This window comes from Candidatus Terasakiella magnetica, assembly GCF_900093605.1.
Taxonomy (GTDB): domain Bacteria; phylum Pseudomonadota; class Alphaproteobacteria; order Rhodospirillales; family Terasakiellaceae; genus Terasakiella; species Terasakiella magnetica.
In genome coordinates, this window is the sequence record NZ_FLYE01000046.1 from 86,010 (window position 1) to 103,573 (window position 17,564).

Here is a 17,564-nt window from a genome sequence, read left to right on the forward strand (position 1 = left end):
CCGGCTGGTTAGGGACTAACTTAATTTTCGATCACGGGAGATCACCCAAATGAAAAAAATTGCAATTGCATTGGCTGCTGTACTCGGCCTTGGTATTTCTGTTGCAGATGCTGGCGACAAGCTGCGCATCGGTACAGAAGGCGCATACCCTCCGTTTAACGGCATCAATAAAGAAGGCAAAGCCTTTGGTTTTGATGTGGATATTGCCAATGCCTTATGTGCAGAAATGAAAGTGGAATGCGAAATTATCGCCCCGCTTGAATGGGATTCCATCCTTATTGGCCTTAAGAAAAAGAAATATGACGCGGTTGTGGCCTCTATGTCCATTACTGAAGAGCGCAAAAAGGCTGTGAGTTTCACTGAGCCTTATTATTCCAACAACCTGACCATGGTTGCGAAAAAAGGTTCTGGCCTGAAAGCACATATGTTGCGTGGTAAAAACATTGGTGCACAGCGTGCAACCATTGCTGCGAACTATGTGACAGATAATATGATGGGTGTGAATGCCAAGCTTTATGATACGCAGGAAAATGCTTATCTTGATTTAGCTTCAGGGCGCATTGAAGTGTTGGTGTCTGATAAGTTGCCAGCTTATGACTGGTTGCGCTCAGAGGCGGGTCAAGGCTTTGAATTCCTTGGGAAAGCCATTGATGTGAATGATAAAATCGGCATTGCGGTTCGCAAGAAAGATAATGATCTGCGTGAAAAAATGAATGCGGCGATCAAAGCAATTGTTGCCAATGGCACATACGCCAAGATTAACGAGAAATATTTCCCGTTTTCAATTTACTAAGAATAAGTTGTCGCCCTCATGAAGATGGGGGCGATACTTTGATTTAAGAGTTAGCAAGCAATGTTCGACCTTCAAGGATTTGGCCCACAGATCGCCTTTGGCGCATGGATGACCGTACAGGTCGCCTTGGGCGGGTTATTGGTTGGGCTTATCTGCGGTCTTTTAGGGGCATGGGCAAAACTGTCGCCTTATGCTTTTTTTCGCGCGCTTGGGCAAAGCTATACCACGGTGGTGCGCGGCATTCCTGAAATCCTTGTGGTCTTGCTGGTTTATTTTGGGGGCGAAGACATCATCAACCGCATGGCTGAGGCGGTTGGTTATGATGATTATATCGAGATCAATGTGTTTGTCGCCGGTGTTTGCGCATTGGGGCTTTCCTTTGGGGCTTATGCAACGGAAGTGTTTCGCGGGGCCATACAGTCTGTTCCGCGAGGCCAAATTGAAGCCGGCATTGCTTGTGGTATGCAAGGCAGGCAGGTTTTTTGGCGCATCACATTACCCCAAGCCATGCGCCTTGCCATACCGGGTCTTGGGAATTTGTTTCAGGTCTTGTTAAAAGATACCTCCTTGGTATCGCTCATCGCATTACCGGAATTAATGCGAAATTCCGCCATTGCGATTAGCAATACCAAGGAACCTTTCACCTTTTATTTCATCGCCGCCCTGATTTATTTAGCCATTACATCGGTTGTGATGTTGGGCCAGATTTATGCAGAAAAATGGGCTAACCGCGGTGTGAAAAGGGCAGCCTCATGAATTGGGAAGAGATTTTCATTGCCCTGCCCAAATTGTTGGATGGGGCTTTACTGACCCTAGAGCTGGTGTTCATTGCCTGTCTTGTTGGTTTTGTCATTGCCATTCCCGTGGCCTTGATGCGCAGTTCGCAAAACTGGTGGCTGCGCAATGTGCCGCTGGTCTATACCTTCTTCTTTCGTGGTACGCCGCTTTTGGTGCAGCTGTTCCTGTTTTACTATGGCGCAGCCCAGTTTGAAGCGGTGCGTGAAAGTATCTTTTGGGTGGTGTTAAAAGAGGCCTATTGGTGTGCACTCATTGTCTTTGCGCTAAATACCGGGGCCTATACGGCAGAAATCTTTCGCGGTGCCATTAGGGCCGTTCCCCACGGGGAAGTGGAAGCCGGCATTGCCATTGGTATGAAAAAACACACGCTTTATCGCCGTGTGGTCCTGCCGCGCGCCATTCGCATGGCCCTGCCTGCATATGGCAATGAAATCATCCTCATGTTGAAAAGCTCGGCACTGGCCTATACCATCACATTGTTAGACCTCACCGGAGTGACGCGCACCATCATTGCACGCAACTATCTCGCCATTGAAATGTATTTCACTGCGGGTGTGATCTATCTTTTGATGACGTTTATCTTTATCCAAGTCTGGATGCGGGTGGAAAAACGCCTTTTGCGTTTTCAGTGATTATGTGTTTTACTATACGATAGTAGTAGATTCTTTTGATTGATTAAAATGCCTGCTCTTCACGTACTTGCGAAGCTGTCTTTGGTTCTATCTTTCTGTTTCTTTGGTGCACTGCCCGTTGTTGCAGAAGATGATAAAGCTGTTTTGCAAGCCGCAACACTACATTATCCCCCTTATGAATATGAGATTAACGCCCGCCCGGCTGGCCTTGCCATCGACATTTTACAAGAAGCTGTAAAACGCACGGGCAAAGATGGGGTGAATATTGAGTTTTACCCATGGAAACGCGCAGTTAGTAAAGTGCAGCATGGTTTTAAAAATGTGTTGTTTAATGCAGGCAAGAATGAGCAACGCCAAGTTTGGGGTTATTATTCCAACCATGTGCTGGTTTTACAGAAATATTATCTCTTTACCCGCAAGGGCAAGGGGCTTGCAACGGACTTGTCTTTTGAGCATATGAAGGATAAGAAAATTGCTGTTCGTCGGGGTTATCTTTATGGCAGTGGGCCTTTTAAAAAAGCCATTACAGGTGATAAAAAATTTAAGGAAGTCACCCCGTCTGATTCAACAGAACACAGTGTGCGCCTGTTGTTAAAGGGGCGCATTGATATGTTTGTCGGGGATTATTTGCCCGTTATGCATTATCTGATTAATAACGATCTGGCAAGTGAGGTTGAGCTGGTTGAGAAAACAGCTACGAAAGAGAATTTGGTTGTTTTGACTTGGCCGACGTACTTTCTTTTTTCCAAGAAATCTGTGCGCCCCAGCTATGTGAAACTGTTTGATGACAAGCTCAAAAACATGATTGATGATGGCACATATGATGCGATCTACGCAAAATATAATCTGCGCTATAAGCTTGCGGATTAATTCTTATTCTAAAAACCGTAGAATGACGGTATGAACAGGCTAAAGGCGATCCAGATGATAAAGACAAGCGGTGTGCCTGCGACAATGAAATCTTTAAAGCTATAGCGCCCCGGTGCCATGACCAGCAGGTTGGTTTGATAGCCAATGGGGGTGGCAAAGGCACAGTTTGCGGCAAAGACCACAGCCACGGCAAAGGCGCGCGGGTCCACACCCAGCTCATTTGCCATAGAAACGGCAATGGGGGTGAAAAGGACGGCGCATGTTTGCGTAGATAAAACGTTGGTCAAAATCGCGATTAACAAGAAAAGGACAGATAAGACCGTCCTTGGTCCTGCCCCATCCAGCATATCAACAACACTATGGGCGAGATAGCTGGCCGCCCCTGTGGCCTGCATGGCAGAACCCAGCGCAAGGGCCGCCCCCACCATGGTGACGATTTTTGAATCAACCGCGCGCACAGCTTGGCGCACATTTAAGGCACCAATGCCGACCATGGCGGTTGCACCCAGTAAGGCGCAAGTCACAGTTGGTAAAATGCCCGTACCAGCCAAGACGACAACACTGGCGAAAATAGCCAAAGCCCGGCGGGCATGGTGAACAGCTGGCAATTCTTCTTTAGACCATTCCAGCAAGATCACATCGCGGTTAGAGCGCAAGTTATGAATATCACTGGGGTGGCCTTGAACAAGCAAGACATCACCTGATTGCAGGCGAATATCATCCATACGCGCACGGATCATGCGTGAGCGACGTTGAATGCCAATAACTTTACAGGCGCTTTTTTGGGCAAAAGTTGTGTTTTGCAGGGTTTGACCCGAAATCTGTGATGTTGGGGGCAGCATAACTTCAACCAACATACGGTCTTGGGTTTTGACTTCCTCTTCTTCGGGGGCTTCTTTTTCACTGTCTTCACCTTCCATGGAGGTGAAAGACTTATCAATCAGTTCAGGGTGATGAGGCTCTAAAAGACCTTTATTTTGGGTCAGCACTTCCGTGATGGTTTTGCGCGTGGCAGCCACCACCAAAATATCACCGGGCTGAATGATATGATCTTCAAAGGGCGGCAGGATGCTTTCGCCGCGGTTCTGGATCATGCGCACGGTCATATCGGGCAGATCAATAAAGAAGCCACCCATGGATTTTTTACCTACCAGCTTAGCACCGGGTGCGACACTTAGCTGCGCGATGAAATGCTTGCCACTATGTTTATTTTCGCCTTCTTCACCGCTGCGGTCCGGCAATAGGCGGGGCATAACAAAGACCACATAGACAAGCCCGATTGAGGCGAGAACCAAACCCGGGATGGTAAAGTCAAAAAACTTGAAAGGCACCTCACCAAGCTGGATGAGGGCGGAGTTTACCAACAGGTTTGTGCCAGAACCGATCAAAGTGATCATCCCGCCAAGAACGGCAGCTGCACTGAGCGGCATCATGACTTTTGAGGCCGATTTATTGATGCGCGCAGCCAAGGCCTGCATGATCGGGATGAAAATCACCACAACCGGGATGTTGTTGAGCATGGAGGAAATCAGCATGCCAACGATCAAGGTCAGCAAAATGGTGATCAGCGTGTTTTTCCCGCCAAGTTGTAAAAGCAGCTGTGCGCCGCGCTCTAACACACCTGTGCGCACCATGCCTTGACCCACAACCAAAAGCGCAAGCACGGTTATGAGCCCGGTATTGGCAAAACCTAACAACAGATTTCTGGGAGAAAGTAGGTTATGACCGTCTTCACCCACAACAGGGAAAATATGGAAAATCACCATGATGAGACCCAAGGTCACAAGCGAGGTGAGTTCTACTGGAATATCTTCAACAGCATAAGCGATGAGGGCAGCAAGAATGATGATGTAGGTTAACCACATCTGGAAATTTTGCCCAAAGATATCTATCGCAAGTTCAGTCATGCTGTTCCTGATTTTTGTTATTTATCTTACAGATATCGCCCATGGGGCGCTTTCACACAAGTATTTTCGCGCAAGAACAGCTGCTTTTCTTTTATTACCTGTTTGTTTTTTAAAGGGTGATTTCACCAAAAAGATATAAATCAAAAGGCAGAAACAATTTTCTTGGGTTGGATATCAATGATTTGTCGTTGAAAAAAAGGCCTTCGGTTGAGATTGAACCGAAGGCCTTTTTAGGTTGTTTTGATAAGGTTGAAACTATTAGAACGTTGCTTTTAGGCGAGCAAATGGGCCAAACATAAGGTAATCTTCGTGTGACTGTTCCGCACCTGTCGTATCATCCGTAGCAATATAGTGTGACGGAGCGTTTGCCCAATATTCGGCTTGTAAGCCAAATTCGGCAACAAGGTCCATGTCTTTTGTTTTAATTTTATAATGGCCTGCGACTTCTGTATCAAAAACAGGTACGGCATGGAAACCACTGGATTTTGCATCACCATCACCATTGGTCGTAACCTGATTGTCTTTTCGACCTACGAGCACGGAGCCGCTGACAGAGGTCTTAAAACCAAGCTGATCGGTGATGGCGAAATTTGCATCCATACCAATTTTTGGCCCCAGACCCGTATAGCCGAATTTACTATTAACGCGATCAGTGCCCGTAATATTTTCATAGGCGACACTTCCTGCCATATGACCTGCACGTAAACCTGTAATGAAGGAGAATTTACCATCAGCCTCATTAATCAGGGTATAGGTGGCATCGGTATCAAGAAGAATACGTCTAAAGTCAGCAGATAAAGCTGTGTTAGTTACTTCTTCTTTGTTTTTACCCATGCGCCAAGCGTTAGTCTGACCGATGAATTGATGTCTTTCCATTTCATTGGCGTAATATTTTCCGGAAACGCCAAGGGACCATCGGCTATCTTCTAGAGGAATGTTTAATTCAGCTTCATACCCTGGTTCAAAACCGTGATATTGTTCTGTATCTTGATACATATCATCATTGCCATCATCTGTCTGGAAATATTGGAAGGTATTGGATGAGGGGCGTAAGTAGGAAATGCCAATTTTCCCAGACACTTTGGTGTCGTTATTCTTGGGGCTCAGGTGGGAATAGTCATTATAGCGGCCCGCAGGTTTGCCTTGAGCTTTTAAAACTTGATTTTCTTTTTCAAGTTTTTCAACTTTCATCTGTAACGCTTTAAGCGCTTCCATAACATCAGCATTGCTTGGACTTGCTGCCTGAGCACTTCCTGCGATAAGGGCAAATGTGCAACCTGTTGCAAGAGCCACTTTTTTAAATAACATTATAACTTCCCCATTGATTTGCGATAAAACAACTTTAGATAGTTGTTTATATGTAGAGTGAGATCAATCTGAGGTTAGTTGGTTACATTATCCTGAGGTCAAAGCAATGGGAAAGTAAGTTAGCGGAAAAATAAGTCGGCGCTATTAACATTGCGTTTACATTGAGTTTCATGAAAAATGGATATTGATGCGGCGGTTTAATTTGCCTTTTTTCTCAACCTTACCAATGCGGATGGGGCCAATTTCGCCGGTGGATTTAACATGGGTGCCCCCGCAAGGTTGATAGTCCACATCCCCCACACGAATGGTGCGCACACTGCCTTGGCCTGTGGGTGGCTTTACCGACATGGTGCGGATAAGATCGGGATTCGCTTCAAGCTCTTCATCGCTGATGGCGGCAATCTCAACAGGTTTATTAGCTGCAATTTCTTCATTAATAGCGGCTGCCAAAGCCTCTTTATCAGGGGCTTCGGGCAGGTCAAAATCAAGGCGGCTTTTTTCAAGTCCGATGGAACCCCCACTGACAGCGGCATCTACTTTTGAACACATAATATGGAGGGCTGTATGCATGCGCATAAGCTGATAGCGCCTTTCCCAATTTATGATGGCTTTGAGCTTTGTGCCAACAGGGGGCAGGGGCGTGCCTTCTTCAACCAGATGTAAATGCGTGCCTGTCTCACGGTCTTTCACCGTATTGGCAATGGTGATCACTGTGCCATCTTCAAGCTCAAACGTGCCGCTGTCACCGGGTTGCCCGCCGCCTGTGGGATAAAAGACGCTTTGATCCAAAATGATGGCCCCTTCTTGTGTTGCGGTGATGGTTGCAGCACATTCTTTGAGGTAGGAATCAGCTCTAAACAGCTCAATCGTCATTTTGAAACTCCTTTTATAAAAACAGGGTCGCCACCATGGTCAGGGCCAAGATGATATAGAGTATGCGCGTGCGCGCGGGGTTGTCGATGAGAAATTGACGCATCCATGCGCCGGCAAAAATCCATGTGCCACAGACCGTATTGGTCAGGGTAAAGATAATCGCCCCGCTCAGCGTATCTAGCCCATAAGAGGTCGCACCCGCAAAAGCCATCATCAAGGCTTTGGGATTGATCCATTGAAAGGCGGCGGCGCGAAAAAAGCCCCATGGTTTTTCATCGGCTTCAGGATCGCTAAAATCCGTTGAGGCGGTGGCGATTTTAAAGGCGATGTAAAACAACAGCGCCATGGCGACCCACTGTAAAACCTCCATGGTGCCATCAGGTAATAAAGGCAGGATGGAGCCCACCAGTAAGAACATAAAGCCAAAGCCAAGATTAATCCCAAAGAGATGGGGCAGGGTGCGTTTAATACCAAAACGCACGCCCGATGCCATTAAAAGGGAATTGTTCGGCCCCGGTGTGATGGAGGTAACAAAGGCAAAAAGGGCAAAGCTGAACATGATCTAACTACCTATCATCATCGCGAATGCGGGGATCTGTATGTAAAGGGTCGGGAGGTCCCCGCTTTCGCGAGGACGACACCTTTGATGAATTACGCCATCCAGAACGGCTTTTGTGCCTGCTCTCTTATTTGCGCGCGGTTCAGCCCGACATCTCTTAAGGTTTCATCCGAGATATCATGAAGCTGGCGGCGATGGTGTGCCCGCATGGACCAAATTCGCCCTATCTCAACAAGCTGGAGCATGTCTGCACGGACCATCTTTACCCCAGCTTTTACCCATTGGCCCCAGCTTGGTAGCGGGGCAGTTGTTGTGTCGATTGTATCGATACAATTCTGTCTCATCGGTCGTAACTCCGCTTGTGTTTGTGTGTTTACAAAATACTTGATGACAATGACCATAAAATCGATACAATATGGTGTCAATTATTACATTGTCACCGTGACAATATAGTCAGGAGCCGTAAAATGTCTGGATGGGTGCCGCAAATTGAAGATCGACGAGGCCCGCGTTACCTCGCCATTGCCGATGCTATTGGTGAGGCCATTCGCGATGGAAGCCTTCAGCCTGAAGAACGTCTGCCCACCCACCGCGACCTTGCTTACGATCTTGGGGTGACGGTAGGTACGGTGAGCCGGGCCTATGCAGAAGCAGTGCGCCGTGATTATGTGATTGGCGAGGTCGGGCGCGGCACCTATGTCAAACCGGAAAATGAGCCCGATAATCCCTTTCATATCCCCTATGATGTGGAGCCTGATATTTATGATTTCAGTTTAAACTTTCCGGCTGAAGAAGGACGGGTTGAACTGTTAAGCAAGGCCTTGATGGGCGTGGCGCAAGACCCCGGCCTTGGTGCATTGATGCGCTATCAGTCTGAACAGGGGATGGAGCATCACCGCCAAGCCATGGCGAAATGGGCAGCCCATCATGGTGCGCCAAATGATCCTGAGCGCATTGTGGTATCCAACGGTGTGCAACATGCCATGACCTTGTCCTTAATGGCGCTGTCAAAGGCAGGCGATACCTTGTTATGTGAGGAATATTCCTATCCCGGCATCAAGACATTAGCGACCCAACTGGGCTTGAAAATGCAGGGTTTGCCCATGGATGGGGAAGGGATAATTCCTGAAAAATTGGAAGAAGCCATCGTGCAAACGGGCGCGCGCATGCTTTATTGTATGCCCAATTTCCAAAACCCGACCAATGTGGTGATGGGATTAGATCGGCGCAAAGAGATTGCGTTGATTGCCAAAAAGTATGGGGTGTGGATTATTGAGGATGATATCTATGGCTTTTTACATGATGACCCTTCTGCCCATACACCCTTTGCCAGCTTGTTACCCGAGCAGACCTTTTATCTAAATGGGGCCTCAAAATGTGTTAGCCCGGGTGTGCGCGTTGGCTTTGTCTTGGCCCCTAAACAAAAGGTTTCAACCGTTGCGGCCTGTATGCGTTTAAGCAGCTGGATGGCGGCGCCATTAAATGTGGAACTGACCGCGCGCTGGATTGAAGATGGCACGGTGTTTGATTTAATGGAGTGGCACCGTGGGGAAGCGCAAAGCCGCCAAGCTGTGATGAATAAGGCCTTGCAGGGCCAAGACTTTCTTTCCCTACAAGGAACCTATCATGCTTGGTTGCGCCTGCCTGCGCCGTGGAGTGCAGAGATGTTTTGCCTGCGTGCGCGCGAACGTGATGTGTCCATCCTGCCTGCCCATGTGTTTCATATCGGCAAGAAACAGCCGGAAAATGCCGTGCGTATTTGTTATGGTTCGCCACCAAATCTTGATCATGTTGAAGAAGGCATGAGCCGCTTAGCAACGCTGCTGAGCGAAGAAATTCACGCCTTTCATAATGTTATGTAAGCCAGAAATAGAGCAAGGGTAAGATGATGGCAGTTGCCAGTGCATTAAGCCCCATGCCTAATCCTGCAAAGGCACCTGAAGTTTCATTTAAGCTGAGCTTGCGCGCAGTGCCAATGCCATGAGAGGCAATGCCAACGGCAAGGCCACGGGCTTTTTTATCTTTCACCCCAACAAGGTTGAGCGCCGCCCCGCCAAGGACGGCCCCTGTCACCCCGCTTAAGATGACAAGCACGGCGGTCAGCGAAGGTGTGCCGCCAATAATCTCAGCCAGCCCCATGGCAACCGGAGCTGTTACTGATTTGGGTGCAAGTGAAAGCAAGGTTTCCTCAGATGCCCCTAAAAGGGCGGCGACACCCACACCACTGCCAATGGCAAACAGGCAACCTGTGAGGAGGGTAACGATAATGGGGGCCAGGGCAGCTTTTACATGATGGATGTTTTTATAAAGGGGGACTGCCAAGGCAACCGTGGCAGGGCCAAGCAGGAAATGGATATATTTCGCCCCATCAAAATAAACCAGATAGTCCGTCTTGGTCACCCACAAGGTCAGTGAAACCGTGATGATGGAAAAAAGTACCGGATTGGTCAGCGGGTGCTTGTTGCATTTATTATGTATCCAGTTGCCCAAGGCAAACCAGGCCAAGGCCAGGGTAATGCCCAGCAGGGGTGTTTGGGCAAGATGGGCCCAGAGATCAAGCAGTTTATCCATGGCTGCGATCCAATAGCTTCATAACAAGGCCGCAAAAGGCGATGGTCAGCAGTGTGGCAAAAATGATCGAAGCCGTAATGGGCAACCATTCACTGGTGATGAGGTTGAAATGTAAAGTCACCCCCACACCAGCAGGCACGAACAACAAGGCGAGATATTGCAACAGGCCGGAGGCGGTCTTATCAAGACTTTCCGGTAAGCCTTTTTTGATGAGCAATCCAATGAGCAAAAGCGCCATGCCAATTACAGGGCCGGGAATGGGCAAGCCTGTCACATAAACAATGGCCTCACCTACCAGCTGTAAGAAGCAGAGGAGGAAAAAGAAAGCGATCATAATTTATAGAGACTCCTCAAGAAAACTGCCGAGCATTTTAAACTCATCACCCCGACCAGATGTTTTGCGCCACACCAGCCCAATATCACGCGGTGGGCTTTCTTTGGCAAGTGGGATCGCTGTGATATCACACCCATTTGTAATGCCGGATTGTACCGCCATTTCCGGCAGCAAAGTCAGCCCCAACCCATTGGCAACCATTTGTACAAGGGTGGTCAGGCTGGTGCCACCAAACTCATTGGTTTGTTGTTTTTGTGGCCATGAACAAGCCGCAAGCGCATGATCACGCAGGCAGTGGCCCTCTTCGAGTAAAAGCAAAGTTTCTTCAAAGATATCTTCGTTTTTAATGGATTTCTTGCGCCCTAGTTTATGGGTCTTTGGAAAGGCGCAATAAAAAGGGTCCTGCATGAAAGTGTAGCTCTCAATGCCGTCATGTTCATAAGGAAGAGCAAGGATGAGGATATCAAGTTGACCATTATGCAGGCTACTTAACAGTCGTTCGGTTTGATCCTCTTTTAAATAAAGCGTGAGATCGGGGTAACTGTCGCGCACCGCATGCATAAATTTGGGTAAAAGATAAGGTGCAATGGTCGGGATTACGCCAAGGCGGAGCTCGCCACTTAAGGGCGCGCGGCGCGATTGAGCCAGTTCCATCAAGGCATCGGCTTGAATGCTAATCTCTTTTGCGCGCTCTAACAGTTCTTCGCCAACACTTGTGAGCAGGACACTTCTTTTGGTGCGCTCAAACAGTTGTAGGCCGAGAATCTCTTCAAATTCCTTAATGGCAGCACTTAAGGTTGGCTGGGTGACAAAGCAGGCTTGGGCGGCTTTGCCAAAATGCTGATGTTGGGCAACCGCCATAAAATATTTGAGGTGTTTAAGTGTATATGTCGCATTCATAGGTAATATCTATAAATCAATGAATATTCATTGGCAAACTTGCATATCGCCTATAGGTGTATTTTTTGGTAGGCCTTATCCTTAAAAAATGGCATATATCTATTTATATAATAAATGAGAAATATCGTCGTATAAAGAGCAGGCTATGGTCAAAGAACGGTTTCAGGATGTGACGGTCGTGGTGGCAGACCCCGACCCCAGAGCAAGAACAGTTGCCAAGAAGACTTTGATTCAGGCAGGCTTTCGCAAGATTTTAACGGGCCATTCCCTCTCGTTTGTCAGAGAAAGTTTTGACATTGAGATGCCGGAATTGCTCATTGCGGAAACTGAATTACCCGATGGTGATTTCACCGAATTTGTCAGCGACCTGCGCCATCATAAAATCGGCAATAACCCGTTTCTTGTTGTTTCTGCCCTGACCTCAAACCCTACACCTGAGCTTGTGAAAAAGGTTATTCAGGCAGGCGCGGATGACCTGTTATCCAAACCCTTTGATGTGAAAACTTTGATGCGCCGTGTCGGTCGTTTGATCCATGAGCGCAAACCTTTCGTGGTGACAGGGGATTATGTGGGGCCGACCCGTCAGGCCAAATCACAAAAAGAAGCCAATGCAGAACGGTTTGATGCGCCCAATACTCTTAAGGCCCGTGCCTTAAATGAAGGCACGATTGATGAAGTTCAGGCCATGGTGGATGCGGCCATCACCAATGTGAATACCAAGGCGCTGGAATCCCATGCTGAAGATATTGAAGAGCTGGTCACGATTTTGATACCGCGTCTTGCAACAGGTGAGATTGATGCAACGGCGCGCTTGTGCCTTGATCGTTTGCGTTATGCCGCAGAAGATGCCAACCGCCGCTTAGATGGCACCATTTATAATCATGTCTCAGACCTGTGTCAGACCCTGTTGGGGATTGTAAATAGTATTCGCAATTGTGGCGGTACACCGGGCGAGCGCGATGTGAAACTGCTGGGTCCGTTAAATAAGGCCATTCAGCTTGGCTTTGATAAAAATGCAGATGTGGCAACAGCCCGCCAAATCACGCAGGCTGTTTTGTCACAAATCGGCTAGGCCTGATCTTATTTTTCTAAAGTAATATAGCGACAGGCTGGTTTGAGGTCTTTGGGGGAACCACCCGATTTAACGATCTCAATGGCTTTGGTCGAATCGACAATGATGCGCCCAGATAAGACATCAATGCCATAATCAAACAGCTTTTCACATAAGGGTGTTTCTGGTCCCACAAGCACGGTTTCAGCGCGACCTTTAGTTTCCAGTAATGTGGGTAAAAGCCCATCGCCAAATGTGTGCGATGGCAGGATAACCCCGTCATAGGAATGCCCAATAAGATGGGGGATTGCTTTATCCGTGTTCATTAAGGTGAAGTCATTGGCGTAATCTTTGTTCGGTGGGAAATTTCCAACAACAAGGACTTGGTCGTCGCGACCTTGAAAATGGGTCAGGCCGCTGTGGTCTGAGCCTTCCATATCAAATCTGTTGTGATGGGCAAGGATGGCGGCAATGCCCAAGGCATGTTCGATGGGGTTGTGAAGGTTTTGTGCGCGCCCAGCCATGGCCTTTAAAGAAAGGTTTGTTGGGATTTCAATATCTGTTTTACCTGTAGGGTTCGCTGTAACCCCGCAGCCATGTTCACTTTGAACGAGGATGGCATTTTTGCCCACTTCAATATGTGTGGCGGGTAGATTGCTAATTGAATGAGCGAGTTCTTTATAGATGTTCCACTTGGGCCACCATTGCCAGAGGGTCTCGCTATCATGGGGCACAAGGGTGCCAAGGCGTCCGGTAAATTCATTCCATGTTTCAAGGGCCGTTGCGGGAACGGCAACAAGGGTGGGGATGCCTGCCATGGCAGCGGTGATGATTTCTTGTGCTAAGCCATCACCTGTTTGTTCGCGCTCCCCAAATTTTTCAATCACTAAAAGGTCGGCTTTTTCTTCAATGGCGCGTCTTAAAACGCTGGATGATTCGCAAAGTAAGCCCACATCAAAACCACAGGTGCCGCTTTCACGGTCTTCTTTACTGGGGCGCGCCAGTGGGAAATGCTCTCCTGTGCGAATATCAATGGCATCGAGACCGATTTTTTCGCCTTTTTCGTCATAAGCGAGTTCTTGAGTGAGCCCAGCCACATGCCAGCCGCGATTTTTTAATGTTTCTGCAAAACCCAGCAAAGCGTTGCGTTCAGGGGTGTCTACGGCATAAAGTACACCGGCAAGGCGGATCGGTTTTGCAGTTTGTGTTGACATTGGCTCTGGTTCGCTTTTCTTCTATGGTTTGTATTGGGGTTAATTTAGCAAAAGAAGGAACAAAATTCTATGGGTGTTCAAGTCGATATGAGAGTGGCGGAGTTATTGTGTTCTCGTTTATGTCATGACCTCGTCGGTCCTGTTGGGGCTGTGAACCATGGAATTGAGCTGCTTGAAGAAACAAATAGTCCGGTTATGGCGGAAGCCACGCAGATGATTGGGCAGAGTGCAGGCCAAGCGTCAAACCGTCTTGAGTTCTTCCGCGTTGCTTTTGGACTTTCTGGTGGGGGCAGTGGGCAAATGTCCATGGCGCAGGGGCGCAGCTTGTCACAAGGTTTTCTTGAAAAGCATATTCAGCTTCATTGGCCGCAAAACCCTGAATTGCCTTGGCAGGATAGTGAAAAACGTGTCCCTAAAGACATCATCAAGGTGATTCTCAATCTGATTATGTTAGGCGTGGATTGCCTGCCTCGTGGTGGGGATATGACCCTTAATCAGGCTGTCTTGCCAGAAGGGCTTGGTATTGCCTTGGTCGCGCAGGGGCAAAAGGCGCATGTCAAAGATGAAATTCAAAGTGCAATTGATGCGAATGCCAGCTGTGATTCTTTAACAGCACGCACCGTTCAAGCCTTTTTTATGGCGCGATTGGCGGATGACTTGGGGTTGGATTTTGAAATTTCTTGCCCACAGACTGATTGTGTCCAAATCGCAGCAATTATTCCCCTAGAAAGCTAGAGCGCCCGTAGGGTCTAGGGTTTGAAAGCTCTTAAAACCATTCTAAAATTAGTTTCATTGTCAAACTAAAATGAAATAAAAATTACGAAAGCGGAACGAAGTCGTTTTTTTCTTTTTCCTCAAGATATTTTAGGTAATAGTTAGCGCAAACATAGTGATAATTTCGCATTCTTTGTGAACAATATTGCCGAATGCTATCGGTAAGATTAGGAGAAAGGTATAGCCATGGATGATCTACTCAGTGAATTCATAACAGAAACGTCCGAAAGCCTGATGGTGCTTGACTCGGAATTGGTAAAATTCGAGCAAGACCCAAATGATACGGAAATCCTTTCCAATATCTTCCGTCTTATGCACACCATTAAAGGGACATGTGGTTTCCTTGGTCTGCCACGTCTTGAAAAAGTTGCGCATGCTGGTGAGAACGTTCTGGGTAAATTCCGTGAAGGAACACTGGAAGTTACACCTCAGGCGGTGACGTTGATCTTACATGCAATTGATACCATTAAAGAGCTGTTGCAGATTCTGGAAGATACAGAAACTGAGCCTGATGGGGATGATCAAGAACTGATTGATCAGTTAAACGCCATGGCTGAAGGGCGCTCTATTGAAGAAGCAGCCCCTGCACCCGTTGCAGAAGCGCCAGCCCCCGTTGCAGAAGCAGCTCCTGCTGCACCAAGTGGCCCGATTACCAATGAAAACGGTTTCCCCGTTGCTGCTGAATTATTGGCAGAAGTTGAACAGGCTGTTGCTGAAGGTGTCAAAGCCCCAAGTCAAAATGAAATTGAAGCACAGATGCAAGCTGAGATGGAGGCTGAAAAAGCTTCTGAACCTGCGCCTGCCCCTGCGCCAGTAGAAGCCACACCGCCAGCACCTGCTGCGCAAGTGCCTGCTGCCCCAAAAGAAGAGCCGAAAAAACCAGCCCCTGCTGAAGCGAAAAAGCCAGCGGGTGGTGCCAAGGAATCGGTTGCGAACCAGACAATTCGTGTGAATGTGGAATTGCTTGAAAACCTGATGACATTGGTTTCCGAGCTTGTTCTGACACGTAACCAGCTTTTACAGATGGTGCGCGGTTCTGATGATAGTGTCTTTAAGGTGCCGTTACAGCGCCTGTCACATATTACGTCTGATCTGCAAGAAGGCGTGATGAAAACACGTATGCAGCCAATCGGGAACGCTTGGGCCAAACTGCCACGTATTGTTCGTGACCTTGCCGTTGAATCGGGTAAGAAGATCGATCTGCAAATGATCGGTGCGGAAACCGAGCTTGACCGTCAGGTTCTGGAACTGATTAAAGATCCGCTGACCCATATGGTGCGTAACTCCGCCGATCATGGTCTTGAAATGCCAGATGAGCGTGTTGCCATTGGCAAGCCACAGGTTGGTACGGTAACCTTGAACGCTTTCCATGAAGGTGGTCATATCATCATTGAAATTACTGATGATGGTAAAGGTCTTAATACAGATCGCATTAAAGCGAAGATCGTTGAAAGTGGCCTGGCGACAGAAACTGATCTGGAAGCTATGTCTGATCAGCAAATCCACCAGTTTATTTTCCGCGCAGGTTTCTCAACGGCCCAAAAAGTCACGTCCGTTTCCGGTCGTGGTGTGGGTATGGACGTGGTGCGCACAAACATCGAGAAAATCGGTGGTACCATTGAGCTCAAATCAATTGAGGGCAAAGGCTCGACCTTTACCATCAAGATTCCACTGACGCTGGCGATTGTTTCTGCACTGGTTGTTGAATGTTCTGGTGAGCGTTTTGCTATTCCGCAAATCAGCGTTCTGGAATTGGTTCGCACATCCTCTGCATCTGATAATGCCATTGAGATGATCAACGATGCACCGGTCTTGCGTTTGCGCAACCGTCTGTTGCCGCTGGTCTCGCTGCATGATCATTTGAAACTGGATGACTATAAGAAAGACTTGGCAAACGACGAATTGTTTATCGTTGTGACGCAAGTCGGGACTTACCAATTTGGTATCATCGTTGACCGTGTCTTTGATACGGAAGAAATCGTGGTGAAACCAGTTGCACCGATCCTGCGCCATATCTCCTTATTCTCAGGTAACACCATCCTTGGTGATGGTAGCGTGATCATGATCCTTGATCCAAACGGTATCGCAGCCACAACAGGTGAGGTTGCCATGGGTGGCAGTCAGGAAGCACAAAACACAACAGTGGCCACGCGCACAGACGGCGAAACAACCTCAATCCTTATCTTCCGCGCAGGCGGCGAAGAGCTCAAGGCGGTTCCGCTGGCGCTTGTTGCTCGTCTGGAAGAGGTCGATGTGACGAAGATCGAATATTCTGGTACGAATCCGGTTGTTCAGTATCGTGGTCAATTGATGCCGCTTATTCCGATCGATACGGGTCACGAGTGGAAAGAAGAAGGGCGTCAGCCTGTTCTGGTCTTCACGGATAAAGATCACTCTATGGGTCTTGTGGTTGATGAGATCGTCGACATCGTTGAAGATCATCTTAATATCGAACTGGCCTCTGAGCGTGATGGTTTTGTTGGTTCTGCGGTTATTAGTGGTAAGGCAACAGACCTTATTGATGCAGGCTACTACCTCACGAAAGCATTCCCAGACTGGTTTGGTCGTCCTGAAACAGCAACGGCTTATGGCGATGAAACTTCTTCTGGTCCGCGCGTTCTGTTGGTTGATGATAGCCCGTTCTTCCGTAACCTTCTCACGCCGATTCTCTCGGTTGCAGGCTATACGGTAACAACGGCAGAAGGTGCAAAGAAAGCGCTTGAGCTTCGTTCTGCCGGTGCGGTCTATGACGCAATCGTCAGTGATATTGAAATGCCAGACATGAACGGCTTTGAATTTGCAGAAGCTGTTCGCAGTGATACGCGTTGGAATGATATTCCAATGGTAGCCCTATCTTCGCATGCAACTGAAGCAGACTTCGAACGCGGCCGTGAGGTTGGGTTTAACGACTATTGTGCGAAGTTTGATCGTGATGCATTGTTACAAACACTCGCCGAAACATTGGCAGTACAGTAACTTA

General features: G+C 48.0%; 17 protein-coding genes. 8 read left to right on the forward strand and 9 right to left on the reverse strand.

Features of this window, described 5'->3' with window-relative positions:
* The first annotated feature begins 49 nt into the window (after positions 1 to 49).
* From MTBPR1_RS14835 to MTBPR1_RS14850, 4 genes are read left to right on the forward strand one after another with little or no spacing between them, the layout of a single operon-like run.
* The gene (locus tag MTBPR1_RS14835) at positions 50 to 793 is read left to right on the forward strand and encodes a transporter substrate-binding domain-containing protein (RefSeq protein ID WP_069189808.1); all 744 of its coding nucleotides are present in this window, start codon (positions 50 to 52) and stop codon (positions 791 to 793) included.
* Between the two features lie 60 nt (positions 794 to 853).
* On the forward strand, positions 854 to 1,549 hold the full coding sequence (locus tag MTBPR1_RS14840; RefSeq protein ID WP_069189809.1) for an ABC transporter permease: 696 nt from the start codon (positions 854 to 856) through the stop codon (positions 1,547 to 1,549).
* Entirely contained in the window at positions 1,546 to 2,223 is a 678-nt protein-coding gene (locus MTBPR1_RS14845; RefSeq protein ID WP_069189810.1) for an ABC transporter permease, read from the forward strand. Before MTBPR1_RS14840 ends, MTBPR1_RS14845 begins: the two co-directional genes overlap by 4 nt.
* Positions 2,224 to 2,271: 48 nt before the next feature.
* Positions 2,272 to 3,093, forward strand: a complete 822-nt coding sequence (locus tag MTBPR1_RS14850) for a substrate-binding periplasmic protein (protein WP_069189811.1) — start codon at positions 2,272 to 2,274, stop codon at positions 3,091 to 3,093.
* 8 nt (positions 3,094 to 3,101) lie between these two features.
* On the opposite strand, the gene MTBPR1_RS14855 is transcribed toward MTBPR1_RS14850, so the two are convergent.
* From MTBPR1_RS14855 to MTBPR1_RS14875, 5 genes are all read right to left on the reverse strand, one after another.
* Positions 3,102 to 5,000 (reverse strand): sodium:proton antiporter, encoded by a 1,899-nt coding sequence (locus MTBPR1_RS14855; RefSeq protein ID WP_083223131.1) that lies wholly within the window; start codon positions 4,998 to 5,000, stop codon positions 3,102 to 3,104.
* Positions 5,001 to 5,258: 258 nt separating this feature from the next.
* Entirely contained in the window at positions 5,259 to 6,308 is a 1,050-nt protein-coding gene (locus tag MTBPR1_RS14860; RefSeq protein ID WP_069189812.1) for an Lpg1974 family pore-forming outer membrane protein, read from the reverse strand.
* Positions 6,309 to 6,476: 168 nt separating this feature from the next.
* Positions 6,477 to 7,181, reverse strand: coding sequence for an alanyl-tRNA editing protein (locus tag MTBPR1_RS14865; protein ID WP_069189813.1), 705 nt, complete (start codon positions 7,179 to 7,181; stop codon positions 6,477 to 6,479).
* Between the two features lie 13 nt (positions 7,182 to 7,194).
* Complete coding sequence (locus tag MTBPR1_RS14870; protein ID WP_069189814.1) at positions 7,195 to 7,740, reverse strand: LysE family translocator; 546 nt, start codon at positions 7,738 to 7,740, stop codon at positions 7,195 to 7,197.
* Positions 7,741 to 7,832: 92 nt separating this feature from the next.
* Positions 7,833 to 8,084 carry a DUF1127 domain-containing protein gene (locus MTBPR1_RS14875; protein WP_165602684.1) on the reverse strand — a complete coding sequence of 84 codons (252 nt, stop codon included), beginning with the start codon at positions 8,082 to 8,084 and terminating at the stop codon, positions 7,833 to 7,835.
* 123 nt (positions 8,085 to 8,207) lie between these two features.
* Here MTBPR1_RS14875 and MTBPR1_RS14880 point away from each other — a divergent pair, with 123 nt between their 5' ends.
* Complete coding sequence (locus MTBPR1_RS14880) at positions 8,208 to 9,602, forward strand: aminotransferase-like domain-containing protein (protein WP_069189816.1); 1,395 nt, start codon at positions 8,208 to 8,210, stop codon at positions 9,600 to 9,602.
* Here MTBPR1_RS14880 and MTBPR1_RS14885 read toward each other — a convergent pair.
* The 3 genes from MTBPR1_RS14885 to MTBPR1_RS14895 are packed head-to-tail and all read right to left on the reverse strand — an operon-like array spanning position 9,595 to position 11,545.
* The gene (locus MTBPR1_RS14885; RefSeq protein ID WP_069189817.1) at positions 9,595 to 10,311 is read right to left on the reverse strand and encodes an LrgB family protein; all 717 of its coding nucleotides are present in this window, start codon (positions 10,309 to 10,311) and stop codon (positions 9,595 to 9,597) included. The genes MTBPR1_RS14880 and MTBPR1_RS14885 overlap by 8 nt on opposite strands.
* Positions 10,304 to 10,645, reverse strand: coding sequence for a CidA/LrgA family protein (locus MTBPR1_RS14890; protein WP_069189818.1), 342 nt, complete (start codon positions 10,643 to 10,645; stop codon positions 10,304 to 10,306). The genes MTBPR1_RS14885 and MTBPR1_RS14890 overlap by 8 nt, the downstream gene beginning before the upstream one ends.
* 3 nt (positions 10,646 to 10,648) lie before the next feature.
* Positions 10,649 to 11,545, reverse strand: a complete 897-nt coding sequence (locus tag MTBPR1_RS14895) for a hydrogen peroxide-inducible genes activator (RefSeq protein WP_069189819.1) — start codon at positions 11,543 to 11,545, stop codon at positions 10,649 to 10,651.
* A 145-nt stretch (positions 11,546 to 11,690) separates the two neighbouring features.
* Between MTBPR1_RS14895 and MTBPR1_RS14900 the strand changes: the two genes are divergently transcribed.
* A complete protein-coding gene (locus MTBPR1_RS14900) occupies positions 11,691 to 12,617 on the forward strand; it encodes a response regulator (RefSeq protein ID WP_069189820.1) in 927 nt (308 codons plus the stop codon).
* Positions 12,618 to 12,625: 8 nt separating this feature from the next.
* On the opposite strand, the gene MTBPR1_RS14905 is transcribed toward MTBPR1_RS14900, so the two are convergent.
* Entirely contained in the window at positions 12,626 to 13,810 is a 1,185-nt protein-coding gene (locus MTBPR1_RS14905; RefSeq protein ID WP_069189821.1) for a DUF2478 domain-containing protein, read from the reverse strand.
* A gap of 69 nt (positions 13,811 to 13,879) precedes the next feature.
* On the opposite strand from MTBPR1_RS14905, the gene MTBPR1_RS14910 reads away from it, so the two are divergent.
* Positions 13,880 to 14,545 (forward strand): histidine phosphotransferase family protein, encoded by a 666-nt coding sequence (locus tag MTBPR1_RS14910; protein ID WP_069189822.1) that lies wholly within the window; start codon positions 13,880 to 13,882, stop codon positions 14,543 to 14,545.
* Between the two features lie 225 nt (positions 14,546 to 14,770).
* Entirely contained in the window at positions 14,771 to 17,560 is a 2,790-nt protein-coding gene (locus MTBPR1_RS14915) for a hybrid sensor histidine kinase/response regulator (RefSeq protein WP_069189823.1), read from the forward strand.
* The last annotated feature ends 4 nt before the right edge of the window (positions 17,561 to 17,564 follow it).